12 protein-coding genes are annotated in these 17,833 nt (G+C 68.9%); 6 read left to right on the top strand and 6 right to left on the bottom strand.

Annotated features, from left to right (window positions below; all coding sequences use genetic code 11):
• Positions 1 to 35 precede the first annotated feature (35 nt).
• Positions 36 to 1,508, top strand: coding sequence for an amidase (locus ON37_RS12385; protein ID WP_040719235.1), 1,473 nt, complete (start codon positions 36 to 38; stop codon positions 1,506 to 1,508).
• Between the two features lie 136 nt (positions 1,509 to 1,644).
• Here ON37_RS12385 and ON37_RS12380 read toward each other — a convergent pair whose 3' ends face one another.
• Positions 1,645 to 3,942, bottom strand: coding sequence for a molybdopterin-dependent oxidoreductase (locus ON37_RS12380; protein WP_040719234.1), 2,298 nt, complete (start codon positions 3,940 to 3,942; stop codon positions 1,645 to 1,647).
• Between the two features lie 182 nt (positions 3,943 to 4,124).
• Between ON37_RS12380 and ON37_RS12370 the strand changes: the two genes are divergently transcribed.
• Both ON37_RS12370 and ON37_RS12365 read left to right on the top strand, forming a co-directional pair.
• Positions 4,125 to 5,459 (top strand): family 1 glycosylhydrolase, encoded by a 1,335-nt coding sequence (locus ON37_RS12370; RefSeq protein ID WP_040719232.1) that lies wholly within the window; start codon positions 4,125 to 4,127, stop codon positions 5,457 to 5,459.
• Positions 5,460 to 5,581: 122 nt separating this feature from the next.
• The gene (locus tag ON37_RS12365; RefSeq protein ID WP_040719231.1) at positions 5,582 to 7,273 is read left to right on the top strand and encodes a hydrogenase maturation protein; all 1,692 of its coding nucleotides are present in this window, start codon (positions 5,582 to 5,584) and stop codon (positions 7,271 to 7,273) included.
• 64 nt (positions 7,274 to 7,337) lie between these two features.
• On the opposite strand, the gene ON37_RS12360 is transcribed toward ON37_RS12365, so the two are convergent.
• A complete protein-coding gene (locus tag ON37_RS12360; RefSeq protein ID WP_040719230.1) occupies positions 7,338 to 8,837 on the bottom strand; it encodes a flavin-containing monooxygenase in 1,500 nt (499 codons plus the stop codon).
• Between the two features lie 110 nt (positions 8,838 to 8,947).
• The gene (locus tag ON37_RS12355; protein WP_157171443.1) at positions 8,948 to 9,211 is read right to left on the bottom strand and encodes a hypothetical protein; all 264 of its coding nucleotides are present in this window, start codon (positions 9,209 to 9,211) and stop codon (positions 8,948 to 8,950) included.
• 280 nt (positions 9,212 to 9,491) lie between these two features.
• On the opposite strand from ON37_RS12355, the gene ON37_RS12350 reads away from it, so the two are divergent.
• From ON37_RS12350 to ON37_RS12340, 3 genes are all read left to right on the top strand, one after another.
• Positions 9,492 to 10,754, top strand: coding sequence for a KasA/KasB family beta-ketoacyl-ACP synthase (locus ON37_RS12350; protein WP_040719228.1), 1,263 nt, complete (start codon positions 9,492 to 9,494; stop codon positions 10,752 to 10,754).
• Positions 10,755 to 10,862: 108 nt separating this feature from the next.
• Entirely contained in the window at positions 10,863 to 12,878 is a 2,016-nt protein-coding gene (locus tag ON37_RS12345) for a glycosyltransferase family 39 protein (protein ID WP_040719227.1), read from the top strand.
• Between the two features lie 82 nt (positions 12,879 to 12,960).
• Entirely contained in the window at positions 12,961 to 14,322 is a 1,362-nt protein-coding gene (locus ON37_RS12340; RefSeq protein WP_040719226.1) for a family 1 glycosylhydrolase, read from the top strand.
• A 51-nt stretch (positions 14,323 to 14,373) separates the two neighbouring features.
• On the opposite strand, the gene ON37_RS12335 is transcribed toward ON37_RS12340, so the two are convergent.
• The 3 genes from ON37_RS12335 to ON37_RS12325 all read right to left on the bottom strand — a co-directional run bounded on the left by ON37_RS12335 (position 14,374) and on the right by ON37_RS12325 (position 17,818).
• Complete coding sequence (locus ON37_RS12335) at positions 14,374 to 15,390, bottom strand: alpha/beta hydrolase (protein WP_040719225.1); 1,017 nt, start codon at positions 15,388 to 15,390, stop codon at positions 14,374 to 14,376.
• A gap of 161 nt (positions 15,391 to 15,551) precedes the next feature.
• Complete coding sequence (gene lexA, locus ON37_RS12330; RefSeq protein WP_040719224.1) at positions 15,552 to 16,208, bottom strand: transcriptional repressor LexA; 657 nt, start codon at positions 16,206 to 16,208, stop codon at positions 15,552 to 15,554.
• 32 nt (positions 16,209 to 16,240) lie between these two features.
• Positions 16,241 to 17,818, bottom strand: coding sequence for an LCP family protein (locus ON37_RS12325; RefSeq protein WP_051031536.1), 1,578 nt, complete (start codon positions 17,816 to 17,818; stop codon positions 16,241 to 16,243).
• Positions 17,819 to 17,833 lie beyond the last annotated feature (15 nt).

The following is a 17,833-nucleotide window of genomic DNA, read 5'->3' as shown; positions in this document are numbered from 1 at the left end:
TATGGCTTTTTCGGTGTCTCGATACCGTCGAATTCATGGAATTCGATTTTCTGTCGGCCGAAGAACTCGCGACCGCTTTGCGTGCCGGTGCCGTCACCTCGGTGGAACTGACCGACGCGGCGATCGCGCGGATCGAGCGGGAGGACACGGCGATCAACGCGATCTGTGTGGCGGACTTCGACAATGCCCGGGCCGCCGCGCGCCGCGCCGACCGGGCGCGCGCCCGCGGCGAGGACCGGCCGCTGCTAGGCGTTCCGGTGACGGTCAAGGAGTCCTACGACGTCGCCGGGCTGCCCACGACGTGGGGCATACCGCAGCATGCCGATCACGTGCCGACCGAGGATGCGGTCCAGGTGTCGCGGCTGAAGGCAGCCGGCGCGGTGATCCTCGGCAAGACCAACGTGCCGGAGATGCTGCGAGATATCCAGAGCTTCAACGACATCTACGGCACCACGAACAATCCGTGGGATCACGGCCGCACGTCCGGCGGTTCGTCCGGCGGTTCGGCCGCGGCCCTGGCGTCCGGATTCGGCGCGCTGTCCATCGGCTCCGACCTGGCCGGTTCGCTGCGCACCCCGGCGCATTTCTGCGGCATCTACGCGCACAAGCCGACCCTCGGGCTGGCCGCGGCCCGCGGGATGGTCGCGCCGCCCGGCCCGGCCTTGCCGGTCGAGCTCGACCTCGCCGTCGTCGGTCCGATGGCGCGCACCGCCCGCGACCTCACCGTTCTGCTCGACGTCATGGCCGGACCCGACCCGCTGACCCACGCCGTCGCCTACGACCTCGCGCTACCCCCGGCGCGCCACGAGCGGCCGGCCGACTTCCGGGTCCTGATCGTCGAGGACCATCCGATCATTCCGACCGGCTCGGCGGTGCGGGCGGCCGTGCATCGGGTCGCCGACGCGCTCGCCGAGGAGGGCGCCCGCGTCGAACGGCACAGTCCGCTACTGCCCGATCCGACCGAAGCGGCGACGCTCTACATGCTGCTGATGCTGTCGAACGCCGCGGCGAGTCTTCCGGTCGAGGTGTACGACCGGCTGCGGGATCAGGCCGCCGCCCTGGGTGCGGACAACCGGAGTCTCGACGCGGCGCGGCTGCGCGGCATGGTGCTCAGCCATCGCGAGTGGGTCGAGGCGAACCATCGGCGCGAATGTCACCGCCTCCGCTGGCGGCAGCTCTTCACCGAGTTCGATGTGGTGGTGTGCCCCGTTACGCCGACGCCCGCGTTCCCGCACAACCACGACGGTGGTCTGGAGGACCGGCACATCGACATCGACGGCGTCTCGTACCCGTATTTCGATCAGCTCGTCTGGGCCGGTACCGCCACCATGCCCGGCCTGCCCGCCACCGCGGTCCCGGCAGGCCGGTCCCCCGACGGCCTGCCGGTGGGAGTTCAGCTCATCGGCCCGATGTTCGAGGACCGCACGCCGTTGCGGCTGGCCGAGCTGCTCGAGCAGAAGATCGGCGGCTTCCGAGCACCGGAGCTCGCGCATCGGATCGGCCACTGATGCGGGGCGGTCCGCCGGTCGGACCGCTACTCGCCGCTGCGGGCGGCGGCGATGATACTGCTCAGCACGCCGGGATAGCGGGCCTCCAGCTCCTCGCTTCGCAGTTCGTGGTCGGCGGCGGGCGCACGACCGCCTGTCAGTCGTCGGGGTTCGTGACGACGGCCGGCGGGGTGAGCACCGCCAGGTCCGGTACCGCCTCGTGGTAGGCCTCGATCTGGACGAGGGCGAGCTGGCCGGTGCTGCCCTGGCTCAGGGTCGACGAGGGCCGGTCGGCGGTGAGCACGTTCGGATTGCCGTGCCGGCAGAACGACGGGTCCTCCGGGTCCGGGTCGTACCAGGCGCCGGTGGACAGTTGCGCGATTCCCGGTGCGACCGCGTCGTCGACGACCAGGCCGGCCAGACACGATCCGCGGTCGTTGAATACGCGCACGATCCGACCGTCGGTCAGTCCGCGCGCGGCAGCCTCCGAGGGATGCAGGCGCACCGGTTCGCGGTCGTGGATCTTCACCGAGCGACTGTGGTCGCCGACGTCGAGCTGGCTGTGCAGTTTGGTCCGGGGCTGATTGGCTACCAGCTGCAGCGGAAACCGTTGCGCGGCAGCGCCTCCCAGCCATTCCTCGGGTTCGAGCCAGACCGGGTGTCCGGGACAGTCGGGGTAGCCGTAGCCGGCGATGGTTTCGGAGAAGATCTCGATCCGGCCGGAGGGGGTGGGCAGCGGGTGACCGTCGGGGTCGGCACGGAAATCGGCGAACGCCACCTGCGGCGGGTCGGCGACCGGCAGCTCGAGACCGGCGCCGGCCCAGAACCGATCGAAATCCGGGAATCCGCGGGCCCGCTCCCCCAGATCGGACCGCCACTGTTCGTACAGGTGGACCAGCCATTCCCGCGCGGTGCGCCCCTCGGTGAATTCCTTACCGGTACCGAGCCGTTCGGACAGTTCGGCGAGGATCGCGTAGTCGTCGCGCGCCTCGCCGTGCGGGCGGATCAGGGCCGGCATCGGGAACAGCATCGCGTCGTTCTCGCCGGTACCGAAGTCGTCGCGTTCGACGGTCATCGTGGCGGGCAGCACGATGTCGGCGTGCCGCGCGGTCGCGGTCCAGAACGAGTCGTGCACGACGATCGTCTCCGGCCGGTCGAACGCGCGCCGCAACCGGGCCAGATCTTGATGGTGATGGAACGGATTGCCGCCGGCCCAGTAGATCAGACGGATATCGGGGTACCGCAGCCGGCGCCCGTCGTAGTCGAACACCTCACCCGGCCGCAGCAGCATGTCGGCGATGCGGGCCACCGGGATGAAACGGTCGATCGGGTTGCTGCCCTGCGGCAGCCGCGGCAGCGGTACGGCGCGGGTGGGTTCACCGACCATCGCCGCGGACCCGTACCCGTGACCGAATCCGCCGCCGGGCAGGCCGATCTGGCCCAGCATCGCAGCCAGGACCACACCCAGCCAGGTCGGTTGTTCCCCGAATCGGGCCCGCTGCAACGACCAGCTGACCGTGACCAAGGTCCGAGCGCCGGCCATGTCGCGGGCCAGCTCGCGAATCCGGTGCGCCGGAACACCCGTGATGGTGGCCGCCCAGGCCGGGTCTTTGGCCACGCCGTCGGCCTCACCACGCAGATATCGGGCGAAACGTTCGTAACCGACGGTGTGCGAGTGCAGGAAGGCGGTGTCGGCCAACCCTTCGGCGTCGAGGACGTGCGCCAGCGCCAGCATCAGCGCGGCATCGGTACCGGGGCGGGGCGCGATCCATTCCGCGTCGGCGATCTCAGCGGTGTCGTCCCGCAACGGGCCGACCGTCACGAAGCGGCAGCCGCGTTCGCGGGCGCGCACGATCCAGTCGCGGTTGTGGTGGCGTGAGACGCCGCCGGGGCTCACCGCCGCGTTCTTCGGTGAGATGCCGCCGAAGGCCACCACCAGCTCGGTGTGTTCGGCGATCACCGATTTGGCGGTGAATCGCGTGAGCAGCGGGAACAGATCGCCGAGTACGTAGGGCAGCAACACCGTCGAGGTGCCGAGGCTGTAGCTGTTGACATGGCGGACGTAGCCGCCGAGGCAGTTGAGGAAGCGGTGCAGCTGGCTCTGTGCGTGATGAAACCGCCCCGCGCTGGCCCAGCCGTAAGACCCGCCGTAGACCGCTTCGGGTCCGTAATCGCCGTAGACGCGGCGCAATTCGCCACCGAGCAGGTCGAGCGCGCGGTCCCAGTCGACCGGGACGAACGGATCCCGGCCGCGACCGGGGGCGCCGGGGCCGTGGTCGAGCCAGGAGCGGCGAATATGGGGCCGGTCGATCCGCGTCGGATGATGCTGCGCGGAGGCCACATTCCCGATCAGCGGTGTCGGTTCGGGATCTCCGGCCCAGGGGCGTACCTCCACGAGCCGCTCCCCGTCGCTGACGGCGTCGAACGCTCCCCAATGCGTCATATGCGTGGCCATGGTTGCCACGCTAGCCGGACCTGCCGACACATTCGACGCGATATCCCCAATCCTGGACACGTGCCCATTTCCGCGTCAGAATGACTCCGCCGCGTCCGTCGCCGCGCCCACGACGCTCCGGGTCGGCGTTGCCGAGGACGCCCGTTCCGTCCGGGCCGAGGAGTTCGACACCGAGGAGTTCGATGCGCAACGTCAGCCGTCGTCAGGTTTTCGGTCTGTTCGCCGCCGCCGGCGCCGCCGCGCTCACCGGTTCCGCAGCCCTCGCACAGGCGCGTCCGGCGCCACCGGCGACGGTCGCCCCGCTGGGCAGCGACTTCCTCTGGGGTGTGGCCAGCGCCGGATTCCAGTGCGAAGGCCATGCGCCCGACAGCAATTGGACGCGATACATCGCCACCCACCCCGACTACGACCGCTACGGCGACGCGGTCGATTTCTTCACCGACTACCGCTCAGATATCGCGTTGGCGGCCGGACTCGGGGTCGGTGTCTACCGCATCAGCATCGAATGGGCGCGAGTACAGCCCCGGCCCGGAACCTGGGACGAGGACGGATTCGCCTTCTACGACAGTGTTCTCGACACCATGGCGGCGCACGGCATCCGGCCGATGCTGACCCTCGATCACTGGGTGTATCCGGGCTGGGCCGCCGACCGCGGCGGCTGGGCGCATCCGGCGATGCTCGACGATTGGCTGGCGAACGCGCGGACAGTGGTGCAGCGCTACGCGGCGCGCAATCCGCTGTGGGTCACCTTCAACGAACCCGCGTTCTACATCGTCAACGAGACCACCAACGGCGGGCTGTCACCGGCGAACGTTCCGGCCATGCAGCAGCGCCTGGCCCAGGCCCACAACAGCATCTACGACGACATCCACCGGATGCAGCCCGGTGCGCTCGTGACCAGCAATCTCGCCTATGTCGTCGGTAGCGCCGAGCCGGTCGTGAACGGCCCCATGATCGACGCGATCGCCGCGAAACTCGACTATGTCGGCATCGACTACTACTACGGCCACACGCCACAGGATCTGGCTCACCTGTCGCCGGGCGACGCGAAGCAGCTGTGGAAGATGCCGCTGCAGCCCGAGGGCATCTACTATGCGCTGGAATACTATTCGCGCCGTTTCCCGGGAAAACCGCTGTATGTGGTGGAGAACGGCATGCCGACCGAGAACGGCGCACCGCGGCCCGACGGCTACACCCGCGCCGACGATCTGCGCGACACCGTGTACTGGATTCAGCGCGCTCGTCACGACGGCATCAACGTCATCGGCTACAACTACTGGTCCATCACCGACAACTACGAATGGGGCAGCTACACACCGCGTTTCGGCCTCTACACCGTCGACGTGCGCACCGACCCGACGCTGACCCGCCAGCCCACCGATGCGGTCGAGGCGTACCGCGCGATCACTCGGCGGGGTGGCGTGGCCGCCGACTACCGCCCCACGCGCGGGCCCGTGTCCTGTTCACTGGTCGACCTGCCGGCCAGTTGCGGGGATCCGGTGACCGTCCCGCACTGACCCGCCGCCGGGACCACCCGTTGTGCGGCGCTTCGGTGCTGCGGCTAGTTTCGAAGGGCAACGATCTACTCGTGACGATCTACTCGTGACGGATCGACGAAACACCCTGATGGAGGACAGCCGTGCGCATCCTGTTGGTCGCCAGCGCATTCAACAGTCTCACCCAGCGAGTGCACGCCGAATTACGGGAACGCCACGAGATCGGCGTCGAACTCGCGCTCGGCGACGATCTGCTGCGCGCCCGGGTCGCACGATTCCGTCCGGATCTTATCCTCGCGCCGATGCTCACCACCGCGATTCCCGAGGATGTGTGGACCGGTTACCCGGTGTTCATCGTGCATCCCGGCCCGATGGGTGATCGCGGCCCCTCGTCACTGGACTGGGCGATCACCGAAGGCGCGTCGCGATGGGGGGTGACCGTGTTGCAGGCCGTCGCCGAGATGGACGCCGGGCCGATCTGGGCGAGTGTGGAATTCGACGTGCCCGCATGCGGCAAGAGCGAGCTGTACCGCAACGAGGTCTCCGATGCCGCGGTCTCTGCCGTGCTGACGGCGGTGCAGCGCTTCGAGTCCGGCGCCTACGTGCCCCAGCCGCTCGATTACAGCCGTCCCGACGTCACCGGCCGGCTGCGCCCGTTCCTCACCCAGCAGGTGCGCCGGATCGACTGGGCCACCGCCGATACCGCCACCGTCCTGCGCACCCTGCGTGCCGCCGACTCCCAGCCCGGCGTGCTGGACGAGCTGTTCGGGCGCGAATACTTCATCCACGGCGGGCACAACGAGGATCGGTTGCGCGGCGAACCGGGCGCGGTGATCGCCACCCGCGACGGCGCGATCTGCCGGGCCACCGTCGACGGCGCGGTGTGGTTGCCGCAGTTGCGTCCCCGGCGCCGCCCCGGCGGCCCGGCGACGTTCAAACAGCCGGCCACCGATGCGCTCGGCGCCGATCTGCCCGCCGGCATCGCGGAGGTCCCGGTCTCCCCCGCCGAGGCCGCGGTGCGCGATACCTGGTCGGAGCTGCGGTATCGCGAGGACGCCGGCGTCGGTTACCTCGAATTCGCTTATCCCGGTGGGGCGATGGACACCCGGCAGTGCCGCCGCCTGCTCACCGCCTACCGGGAGGCCTGCGACCGGCCGGTGGACGTCCTGGTGCTCGGCCCGGAGCGCGACTTCTTCTCCAACGGCATCCACCTCAACGTCATCGAGGCCGCCGAGGATCCGGGTGCGGAGTCGTGGCGCAACATCAACGCGATGAACGATCTGGTGGAGGCGATTCTGACCACCACCGACAAGCTCGTGATCGCCGCGCTGGCCGGCAATGCCGCGGCGGGCGGGGCGATGTTGGCACTGGCCGCCGATCACGTGTGGTGCCGGGAATCGGTGGTGCTCAATCCGCACTACCGCCTGATGGGCCTGCACGGTTCGGAGTATTGGACCTACACCCTGCCGCAGCGGGTGGGCGCGGAGGTCGCCGAGGAACTGACCACCCGCACGCTGCCGGTCGGAGCCCGCGCGGCCGCGGGGTTGGGCCTGGTGGACAAGGTGATCGCGGGATCGACCGCCCAGTTCCGGGACCGGGTGCGCCGGGAAGCCGAAAGCCTCGCGGCCGCACCGGAATTGCAGAATATGCTGCTGGCGAAGAAACAGCGCCGGGCGGCCGACGAGGCGGTGCGCCCGCTGGCCGACTATCGCGCCGAGGAGCTGGCCCACATGCATCGCAATTTCTTCGCCGCGGGCGAGTCGTATCCGCGGCTGCGCCACGAATTCGTCACCGGCGTCAAGCCGCTGGCGACGCCGGCGTATCTGCTGGGCTGAGAAAGCAGACGTCCGGTCGCGGCGTGCGCTGCCGCGACCGGACGGTGTTCCGCGTGGAAATTACTCAGGCGGAACGGGATTCGGCGACCGGGCGAGCGGCCGCCGAACGCCTGCCGAAGCGCAGGATGCCGTCTTCGATATCGGCCTTCCGCAGCAGCGCCCGGTCACGGTAGTAGTTGTTGATCACCTTCCACGGGCCGCGCCGCCCCTGCCGCGGCATCACCGCGTCGCCGCGTGCGATGTAACCGGAGGTCAGGGCGCCACCCATCATCGACTCCGGCGCCTTGTCGGCCTCCTCGGCGACCGCGACGAAGGTCGAATACCCCTTGGCCTTCATATGGTTGAGCACCCGGCAGAAGTATTCGGCGGCCAGGTCGGCCTTCAGCGTCCACGACGCGTTGGTGTAGCCGATGATCATCATGGCGTTGGGCAGCCCGCTCATCAGCGCGCCCTTGTAGGCCACCAGATCGCGGGTCGCCACCGGCGTGCCGTCGACCTCGATCGCGGCGCCGCCGAGCATCTGGATGTTGAGCCCGGTGGCGCTGATGACGATGTCGGCGGGCAGCTCGTCACCCGACTCCAGGCGGATGCCGGTCTCGGTGAAGGTCGCGATGCGATCGGTGACGATCGATGCGCGGCCGTCGCGCAGCACCTTGAACAGGTCGCCGTTGGGTACGATGCACAGCCGCTGATCCCACGGGTTGTAGCTGGGGCTGAAGTGACGCATGTCGACGTTCGGGCCGACGGCCACCCGCACGGCCTGCAACAGCAATTTCCGGGACAGCGCCGGGTTGCTGCGGGACAGCGCGAAGCTCGCCCGCTGCAGTGCGATATTGCGGGCGCGGCCGGTCTTGTAGGCCAGCGCGGCCGGCAGCTTGGCCTTCTTCATGCCGACCGCGACCGGATCGTCGGCGGGCAGCGGCGCGATGTAGGTGGGCGAGCGCTGCAGCATGGTGACGTGCGCGGCGTCGGTGCTCATGGCGGGGACCAGCGTGATCGCCGTGGCGCCGCTGCCGATCACCACGACCCGTTTGCCGCGGTAGTCCAGATCCTCGGGCCAATGCTGCGGGTGGATGATCTGGCCGCCGAAGTTCTCCTCACCCGGGAACGTCGGGCGATAGCCGTTGTCGTAGTCGTAGTAGCCGGTGCAACCCACGACGAAATTGCTGGTGTAGGTCTCGGTCTCACCGGTCTGTTCGTCGACGGCCTCGGTGGTCCACAGCTGCTCCTCGCTGGACCAGCTGGACTTGACCACTTTGCGCCCGAAGCGGATGTGGGGGGTGACGCCGTACTCCTCGGCGGTGTCGGCGATGTACTGGCGGATGTGCGGGCCGTCGGCCAGGACCTTGGTGCCGATCCAGGGACGGAAGCCGTAGCCGAAGGTGAGCATGTCGGAATCCGACCGGATGCCCGGGTACCGGAACAGGTCCCAGGTGCCGCCGATCGCGTTCCGCCGCTCGAGGATCGCGTAGCTGCGTCCGGTGTTCTCCCGGGTGAGATGGCAGGCCATCCCGATTCCGGACAGTCCCGCACCGATGATCAACACGTCGACATGCCGCGCCATTGAGGTAATCCGTTTCGTCCGAATGTCAGCCCGGACCTCGCCGTCCGGATACCCCGAAGGTTACGTGTTATTTCTGGTTACGTCTAGTCGCGCGGGGTGCGGCGCGGATGTCAGTGCATCGCCGCGCCGAGAATTTCCCCCGCCCCGGCGGTCGCCAGGCCCAGAGCCACCACACCGAGGGCCACCCGGGAAACCTTCGCTCGCGCCACGCCGCGCCGACCGGCCAGATGAATCCAGCAACCCACCGCGACCGCCGTCGCCAGCAAATGCAGCCAGATGAGATTGCGCAGCACCACCGTCGTCACCCCCGCGCCCGGGGGCGCCTGCGGCCCCACATCCTCCCACTGGGCGCTCAAAATGTTGTGAGCAGTCATGATGTCCATCTCGGGCACGCCCTTCCCTAGCCCGTCCGGATGAGCGCCCGATGCCGGCGCACTCCTTCCGTCGATGTCAACGGTACCTCGCTGGCAAATTTCCGGCATTCTCGTCGATCGGCCCGCGGAACAGCGCGGAGGACTAGGCTGACCGAGGCACACCGTCCGCCGGGGTAACGGCGGGGCGACAGCCGACGGCGGCGAGGTCGACGGCGAGCGCCGGTGCTGCCGAGTTCGTGTCTGGGGAAATCGAGGGACCGACAGTGAGGAATCGACCGACGTGCGCACGCTCGACAGCAGTTTCACCACCCGCAACGGCGGCTTCCGCGAGGTAGTCGTCACCGCTCTGGAGATCACCACCTCCATCGGCACCGATACCGAAAGCACATGGCAGGCGCTACTTTCCGGCGCGAGCGGCATCAAAGCCCTCACCGACGAGGACATTACGCGCCACGACCTGCCGAATGCCATCGGCGGCAAGTTGATTCACGATCCCACCAGCGATCTGGACCGGGTGCGCAAGCGCCGCATGTGCTACGTCCAGCAGATGGCCTATGCCATGGGCCGGCGACTCTGGGACACCGCCTGCGCACCCGAGGTGGACAAGGACCGCCTCGGCGTCTGCATCGGCACCGGCCTCGGCGGCGCCGACACCATCGTCGAGGCCAACGACGCGATGCGCGAACACGGCTACCGGAAGGTGTCACCGTTCGCGGTGCCGATGAGCATGCCCAACGGCGTCTCCGGTGTGGTCGGCCTCGAAATCGGCGCCCGCGCGAGCCTGGTCACCCCGGTCTCGGCATGCGCGTCCGGGAACGAGGCGCTGGTGCACGCGTGGCGATCGATCGTGCTGGGCGAGGCCGACATGGTCGTCGCCGGTGGCGTGGAGGGCTACATCAACCCGATGGCGATCGCGGGGTTCACCATGGCGCGTGCCCTGAGTTCGCGCGTCGACGAGCCCGAACGCGCCTCGCGGCCGTTCGACCGCGACCGCGACGGTTTCGTCTTCGGTGAGGCCGCCGCACTGCTGCTACTGGAATCGGAGGACCATGCCCGGGCGCGCGGGGCCACACCACTGGCCCGGTTGCTCGGCGCCGGCCTCACGGCCGACGGCTACCACCTGGTCGCGCCCGATCCGGAGGGCCTGGGTTGCGCGCGGGCGATGCGGCGCGCGATCGAAACCGCCGGAATCACCGCCGCCGACGTCGACCACGTCAACGCGCACGCCACCGGCACCTCCATCGGCGATCTGGCCGAAGCCAAGGGCATCACCGCCGCCATCGGCGCCCATCCGTCGGTGTACGCGCCGAAATCGGCGCTCGGCCATTCGGTGGGCGCGGTCGGCGCGCTGGAGGCGGCGATCTCGGTGCTGACCCTGCGCGATCAAGTCATCCCGCCGACGCTCAACCTGGACAACCAGGATCCCGAGATCGAGCTGGACATCGTGCACGACAAGCCACGCCACACCGACGTCGAATTCGCGATGAACAACTCCTTTGGTTTCGGCGGGCACAACGCGGCGGTGCTGTTCGGCAGGTACTGACCGCACCCACGCGGTGAGTTGCCCGATCTGTCCGGACCGGCGGGCATTCACAGCAAGCTCCCAGGGATCGGCCAGCCTGGTCACCGGCTCGGCTGAGACGCTCCCGCGGTGACAGTGACCACTGCCGACGCCCCGGTGCCCGTATCGCCCGAATCGACGCCACCGCCGCCGGATCCGCGGCTCCCCCCGGCCCGGCCGCGGGACCGGCTGGCGGTGGCCGGATTGCTGATCGCCACCGGCACCGCCTACCTGTGGAACGTAACCGTCAACGGGATGGGCAACGGGTTCTACGCGGCGGCGGCCTGGTCCGGGTCACGGGACTGGAAGGCACTGCTGTTCGGGTCGCTGGATCCGGCCGACTTCATCACCGTCGACAAACCCCCGGTCTCGCAGTGGGTGATGGGACTGTCCGGGCAGCTGTTCGGATTCTCCAGCGCCTCGATGCTGGCGCCGCAGGCCTTGATGGCCGTCGCGGCGGTCGCGCTCGTATACGCCGCGATCACCCGCGCCACCGGATACCGTGGCGCGGGTCTGCTCGCCGGACTGCTTCTGGCACTCACCCCCGTGGTGGCGTTGATGTTTCGATTCAACAATCCGGACGCGGTGATGGTGTTGCTGATGACCGCCGCCGCCTACTGCACCGTGCGCGCGCTGAGCGGTTCGGGCGCTCGGTGGCTCGTCCTCGCCGGTGTCGCTCTGGGTTTCGCGTTTCTGGCGAAAATGCTCGAAGGTCTGATGGTGTTGCCCGCCCTGGGCGCGGCCTACCTGGTGGCGGCGCCGGAGAGCCTCGGCCGAAGAATCCGGCATCTGCTGGCCGCGGCGGCCGCGCTGGTGGTGTCGGCGGGCTGGTATGTGCTGCTGACGATCCTGTGGCCCGCCGGTTCGCGGCCGTATCTGGCCGGCTCCAAGGACAACACGTTCATGGATCTGGTGTTGGGCTACAACGGTTTCGCCCGCTATCTCGGGCACAACCACACCGGCCGTAAACCCTTCGATCTGCCCCCGGGCTACGAGCTACCGAAATTCGCGGGCCACGGGTTCGGCGACGGTTTCGGCTCGGGCCCGGATCGGTTGTTCGCCGGCGAAATCGGGTTCGAGATCTCCTGGCTGCTGCCGGCCGCGCTGCTGGGATTCGTCGTCGTAGTCGTGGCGCGGTGGAAGTCTCCGCGCACGGACACGGTGCGCGGCGCGGCCCTGGTTTTCGGACTGTGGCTGCTGATCGACGCCGCGGCCTTCTCGGGGATGCGGGGCGGAATGCACGCCTACTACACGCTGGCCATCGCACCCGCGGTGGTCGGCAGCTTCGTTCTCGGCCTGGCCGAGGTGTGGCGCTGCCGGGATCGGGCGTGGGGCCGGGCCGCGGCGGCGGGGCTCGTCGCCGCCGCCGGGGTATGGGGTTTCGTGCTGCTCGGCCGTAACGCCGGCTGGCTGCCGTGGTTGCGGTGGACGATTCTGGCCGGCACCGTGCTCGCCGTCGCCGCCCTGGTGTCGGCGGCGTTGCCGAGCCGGTCGCGCAGGGTGTCCGGGCGGGCGGTGACGGTGGCACTCGGAGCGGGGATCGTGGCGGCGACGGCTGGAACGAGCGCCTACGCGGTGGCGACCCTGCCGCGGGCACATACCGGCGGCAGTCCGGTGGTGGGTCCGGCTCGGCCGGAACTTCCACCGGCGCTCGATCCGGTCCGGCAGCGGCTCGGCATGGTGACCGCCGGCACCGACCCCGATCCGGCGCTGGTGGCGATGCTGCGCGCGACCCACACCACCTGGTCGGCGGCCATCGACCGCTCCGGTCCCGCGGCCGGGCTCGAGTTGGCCAGCCGCACGCCGGTCATGGCCATCGGCGGGTTCACCTCCGAGGACCCGGTGCCCACGGTGACCGGCTTCCAGGAGCTCGTCCGCGAGCACCGCATCACCTACTATCTGGCGCCCGAAATAACCCTGCCGGACTCCTGGCGGGTCCACGACCGCCGCTCCCCCACCGGCGACCGCGCCCCGGCCCCCGCAGCGAACGCCGGCACCTGGCATCCCGTCGGTGACGTCGACATCTACAACTGGGTTCGCGCGCACTACACTCCGCGACATCTCGGCGGAGTGGAGGTGTTCGACCTGACCGCGGCACCGCACTGATTCCGGTGCCGAGGGCGATCGCGGGCCCGACACGCCCTAGCCCACACCGGTTTTCAGCAACCTCGCAGCTACGATTGCTGGAATGCGACAGCCGAACCGCCGCCAGGTGCTGGGCACCGGACTGGCCGCAGCGGCCGCCCTGCTGCTGCCGGCCCGGGCGGGCGCCGAACCCGAGCGCCGGGCGGGCGCCGCTCTCGCTCCACTCGGACCGGATTTCGTGTGGGGGGTGGCCACGTCCGGGTTCCAGACCGAAGGCCATGCGCCCGACAGCAATTGGACCCGCTACCTCGCCACCGGCGCCGCGGAGCCTTATCGCGATGCGGTGCGCTTCCTCGACCACTACGCCGACGATATCGACCGGGCCGCGCGGCTGGGTGCCACGAGCTTCCGGATGAGTATCGAATGGGCACGGGTGCAGCCGCATCCGGACGAATGGGATGAGCAGGCCTTCGCCGCCTACGACCGGATCGTCGACGCCGTCTACGCCGCCGGGATGACTCCGATGGTGACGCTCGATCACTGGGTGTATCCCGGCTGGGCCGCCGACCGCGGCGGCTGGCGCACTCAGGGCATGGTCGACGACTGGGTGGCGAATGCGCGAAAAGTGGTGCAACGCTATGTCGCTCGTGATCCGATGTGGGTGACGATCAACGAACCGGCGGCCTATCTGGGCACCGAGATCCGCATCGGCGCGCTGTCGCACGAGGAGTGGCCGGCCGCGCTGGACCGGCTCGCACAGGCCCACAACCGGATCTACGACGAGATCCATGCCGCGGCCCCGCACGCCATGGTCACCAGCAATATCGGCTACGTACCCGGCGCGGAGACCGAGGTGAATCAGCCCTACGTCGACAAGGTTCGCGACAAACTCGACTTCATCGGTGTCGACTACTATTTCGGCCCCACACCGGCCACCGAGGACGGCTCGTCACCCACCTCCGCGGGCGCGCCCGCCATGTGGGAGCTGCCGCTGCAAACCGAGGGCATCTACTACGCGCTGCGCCGTTATGCTCGCCAGTTCCCCGGAAAGCCGCTCTACGTGGTGGAGAACGGGATGCCCACCGAGAACGGGAAGCCACGCCCGGACGGGTACAGCAGAGCCGATCACCTGCGCGACACCGTGTACTGGATCCAGCGCGCCAAGGCCGACGGCACCGATGTGCGCGGCTACAACTACTGGAGCCTCACCGACAACTACGAATGGGGCAGTTACACACCGCGTTTCGGCCTCTACACCGTCGACGTCACCACCGATGCGGAGCTGACCCGGCGGCCCACCGACGCGGTCGAGGTGTTCGCGACGCTGGCGCGTGCCGGTGGCGTGCCCGCGGACTACCGCCCGACCCGGGCGCCGATGGCGTGCTCCCAGGTCGATCCGCCGGCCAGCTGCCACGAACCGGTGTCGGTGCCCGGCGCCGACAGCCCACCACAGACCACACCGTAATCGCGGCCCGCGCCGCCGGTTCCGGATCGCGCCGGAACCGGCGGGCGGTGCTCAGGCGGGCAGCTGCAGGCCGGTGGCCAACACCGGCCAGGACTGAATCAGCGCGTCGTGCCAGTAACCCCAGGAATGGGTTCCGGTGGGGGTGAAATCGTAGGTGGCCGGGATGCCGAGGGCGTTCAACTTGTTCTGCAGATTGTGGCTGCAGTAGTTGACCGCGGCCTCGATGATGCCGCCGATGACCAACTGATTGCCCAGTCCGTAGACGCCGGGCAACGCGTAGGGGCCGTCGAGGGTGTCCCACTGCCCGGGCAGCCCGGATCCGCTGGAGATGAACAGGTTCAGGCCGCGCAGTTGATCGGCGTGCACATACGGGTCGTTGGCGGCCCACATCGGATCGTTCTGCGGCCCGTACATGTTCACCGTGTTGCCGCCGCCCCACACGTTCACCGCGAGGTTGACGAAGGTGTACCCGGTCGGGTCGCTGATCTGGGCGCATCCGCTGTAGGCGGCCACCGATTTGTAGAGTCCAGGTTTGGCGATCGGCAGCTGCAGCACCGAGGTGCCGGAGGTCGACAGCCCGGCGATCGCGTTGAGGCCGTTGGTGCCCAGGGCGCCGTCGACGATCGGGGGCAGCTCCTCGGTGAAGAAGGTCTTCCACTTGTTGACGCCCAGCACCGGATCCGGTGCGCGCCAGTCGGTGTAGTAACTCCAGGCCCCGCCGATGGGCTGCACGACGTTGACGTCCTTGTCGGCGAGGAATCGCAGCGCATCCGGGGCGCGGTCGTCCCAGGTGGCGGTGTCCTCGCCGCCACCGGCCCCGTTGAGCAGGTACAGCACCGGCCGGGGCACGGAGGCGTCGGCGGGTCGCTGGACGTTGACCGTGACCGGTTTGTCCATCGCCGCCGAGTACACCTTCATGGTGATGTTGCGGCCGTCCACGACCGCGAAGTCGACGATCTTCGACCCGTCGGCGGAGACCGGATGCGCCAGCGGCGCACCGGACCCGACCACCGGATCGTCGGCCGCCGCCGGCCCGGCCGCGACCACACCCGATACGGCGGTCAGCACCGCGGCGGCGGCGAGCGTCGCGCTCCGAATGCGCCCGCGCGCCCGATGCCTGCCTGCCGATCTGCCCGCCCGATCCCTGCTCGCCACGTGCACCTCCGAATCTCGTTCGGTCTTGCGCGGTCCCCCGTGGGCAGAGTAATTCAGTGGCTACCGTTTGGCGATCACATCCGGCGCATCACCGACACGACCTTGCCCAGCACCACCGCACGGTCGCCGTCGATCACCTCGTAGGCGGGATTGCGCGGTTCCAGATACACGTGACCGTTGCGGCGGCGGTACACCTTCACGGTGGCCTCGTCGTCGATCATGGCGGCGACGATGTCGCCGGAGTGCGCCTCGTGCTGCTGTCGCACGACCACGATGTCGCCGTCGCAGATGGCGGCGTCGATCATCGAATCACCACGCACCCGCAGGCCGAACACGGTGCCGCGGCCCACCAGTTGCCGGGACAGGGTGAGATGGTCGTCGGTGTGTTCCTCGGCGAGGATGGGGGCGCCGGCGGCGATGTCGCCGACGACCGGCACGGTCACCGAATCCGCTTCGGCGGCACGGGTTTCGCCGGCGGCCAGGAACAGGCGCACATCGATCGGACGGGACACGGTGTCGCTGCGCCGCAGGAAGCCCTTGTCCTCGAGGTCGCGGAGATGTTTGGAGACCGACGAGGTCGAGCGCAACCCCACCGCAACCGCGATCTCCCGGGTCGACGGCGCATACCCGTCGCGCTGCACGGCATCCCGGATCACCGTGAGGATGCGGCGTTGCCGCTCCGGCAGGCGGGAAGTGTCGAGATGATCGAAGGCGTCGTCGTATCCGGTCACCGGAGAATCGTAGACGCCGCCCGGCCGGAACCTCAGTTCACACAGGGTATGTCGGAGCCGATGCTGGTGGTGACGGGTTTACCGGAGTCGGGCCGATCGTCGGTGGTGGCGGTGGCCGAGGTCGCGCCGGTCGTGGCGGTGGTGGTCGATCCGGTGGTCGGATCGACCGTGGTGGCCGCCGACGCCGAACTCAGACTGTCGGGCATGCTGAAATCGCTGCCGATCACGATCTTCACATGGCCGGGGTCTAGGGTTTTGGAGGCGGCGGTGGGCAGCCCGCCCAGCATGTCGGCGGCCTGGGTGGCGTCGACATCGGCGCCGGTGCCGAAGTACACCACGGAGCTGGACCCGTCACTGTAGGTGGCGTTGCCGACGGTGCCCTTGTGGAAGCCCTTGTCCGCCAGTGCCGTGGACACCTTGGCGGCCATTCCGCTCGCGCCACCGGCGTTGACGACGTCGACGGTGCTGGTCGGTGTCGTGGTGGGCGCGCTGGACTGCGGTTCGGCCACCCCGAACGCGGTGCGGACGGTCTTTTTGATCGCGGCCGGATCCACGATGTTGACATCCTGGCCGTCGATGGTGTCGTAGGCCTTCACCGGCAGGGTCTGGAATTCGATGGGAATCGATCCGGCGCGGCCGAGGGTCTGGGCGAAGTCGAGCAGATTCCAGCCCTGCGACAGCACGATGTCGTTCTGGGCGGCGGAGATGAGTGCCTGCAGCTTCCCGATATCGGTCAGCGTCCCGGAATCCTTGAGCTGCTTGGCCGCCGAGGTCAGAAACGCCTGCTGCCGGTGGGTACGGTCGAGGTCGCCGTTGTCCAGGCCGTGACGTTGCCGCACGAACGACAGGGCGTTGGCGGCGTCGAGATGCTGGCGACCGGCGGGAAAGACGGCCCCGGAATAGTATTCGTCGTCGACGGCGTGGTTGAGGCAGACATCGATGCCGCCCAGGATGTTGGCCAGATGATAGAAGCCGACCAGCGAGACCTCGGCGAACCGGTTGATCGGGACACCGGTCAGCTGCTTGACCGTCTGGACGATCGATTCGCGGCCCGCTTCGCGGCCCTGCCGTTCCAGTTCGACCTTGTCCTTGACGCCCTGATTCTCCAGTTTCTGCTCCACCGCCGCCTTCTTCAGGCCGTAGGCCTCCTTGATCTTGGCGTGGTCGTAGCCGGGAATCCCGGATACGGCGACGTAGTCGTCACGCGGGATGGAGAAGGCGGTGACCTTCTTCAGATCCTTCGGAATGTGCAGCAGGATGAGGGAATTGGCGTTGTAGCCGCCCTCGCTGCCGTCCCCGGCGTGCAACTGGTCGAGGATGTTCTTGGGCAGGTCGTTGCCGTTCTGGTCTTTTCGGGTGTCCAGCCCGATCAGCAGGATGTTGAGATCGCCGTCGAGGGCGGCGGCATCGGCTTCACTGATCGCATTGGACCGGGTGAAGCCCTGGTCGACGCTGCGTTCGGTGTAATAGGCCAGTCCGGTGCCGCTGACCACGACGACGGCGGTCACGGCGGCGAGGACACGGCCGCCGATCCGGGCGGCCTTGTTCCCGCGATTCGGGCGCGGCGGGGGTGCGGTGCGGGCGCGCCGCGCCCGGCGATTCGGCGGCACCGCGGCGGCGTCGAC

Source organism: Nocardia veterana NBRC 100344, from assembly GCF_000308855.1.
GTDB classification, from domain to species: domain Bacteria; phylum Actinomycetota; class Actinomycetes; order Mycobacteriales; family Mycobacteriaceae; genus Nocardia; species Nocardia veterana.
The sequence above is the reverse complement of the archived record's forward strand: the minus strand, read 5'-3'. Positions and strand labels throughout refer to the sequence as shown.

Bases quoted from the DNA above. Each gene is read 5' to 3' on its own strand.
- ON37_RS12360 (WP_040719230.1), bottom strand. From the start codon at position 8,837: ATGGCGCGGCATGTCGACGTGTTGATCATCGGTGCGGGACTGTCCGGA.
- ON37_RS12380 (WP_040719234.1), bottom strand. From the start codon at position 3,942: ATGGCCACGCATATGACGCATTGGGGAGCGTTCGACGCCGTCAGCGAC.
- ON37_RS12355 (WP_157171443.1), bottom strand. From the start codon at position 9,211: ATGACTGCTCACAACATTTTGAGCGCCCAGTGGGAGGATGTGGGGCCG.
- ON37_RS12385 (WP_040719235.1), top strand. From the start codon at position 36: ATGGAATTCGATTTTCTGTCGGCCGAAGAACTCGCGACCGCTTTGCGT.
- ON37_RS12370 (WP_040719232.1), top strand. From the start codon at position 4,125: ATGCGCAACGTCAGCCGTCGTCAGGTTTTCGGTCTGTTCGCCGCCGCC.
- ON37_RS12340 (WP_040719226.1), top strand. From the start codon at position 12,961: ATGCGACAGCCGAACCGCCGCCAGGTGCTGGGCACCGGACTGGCCGCA.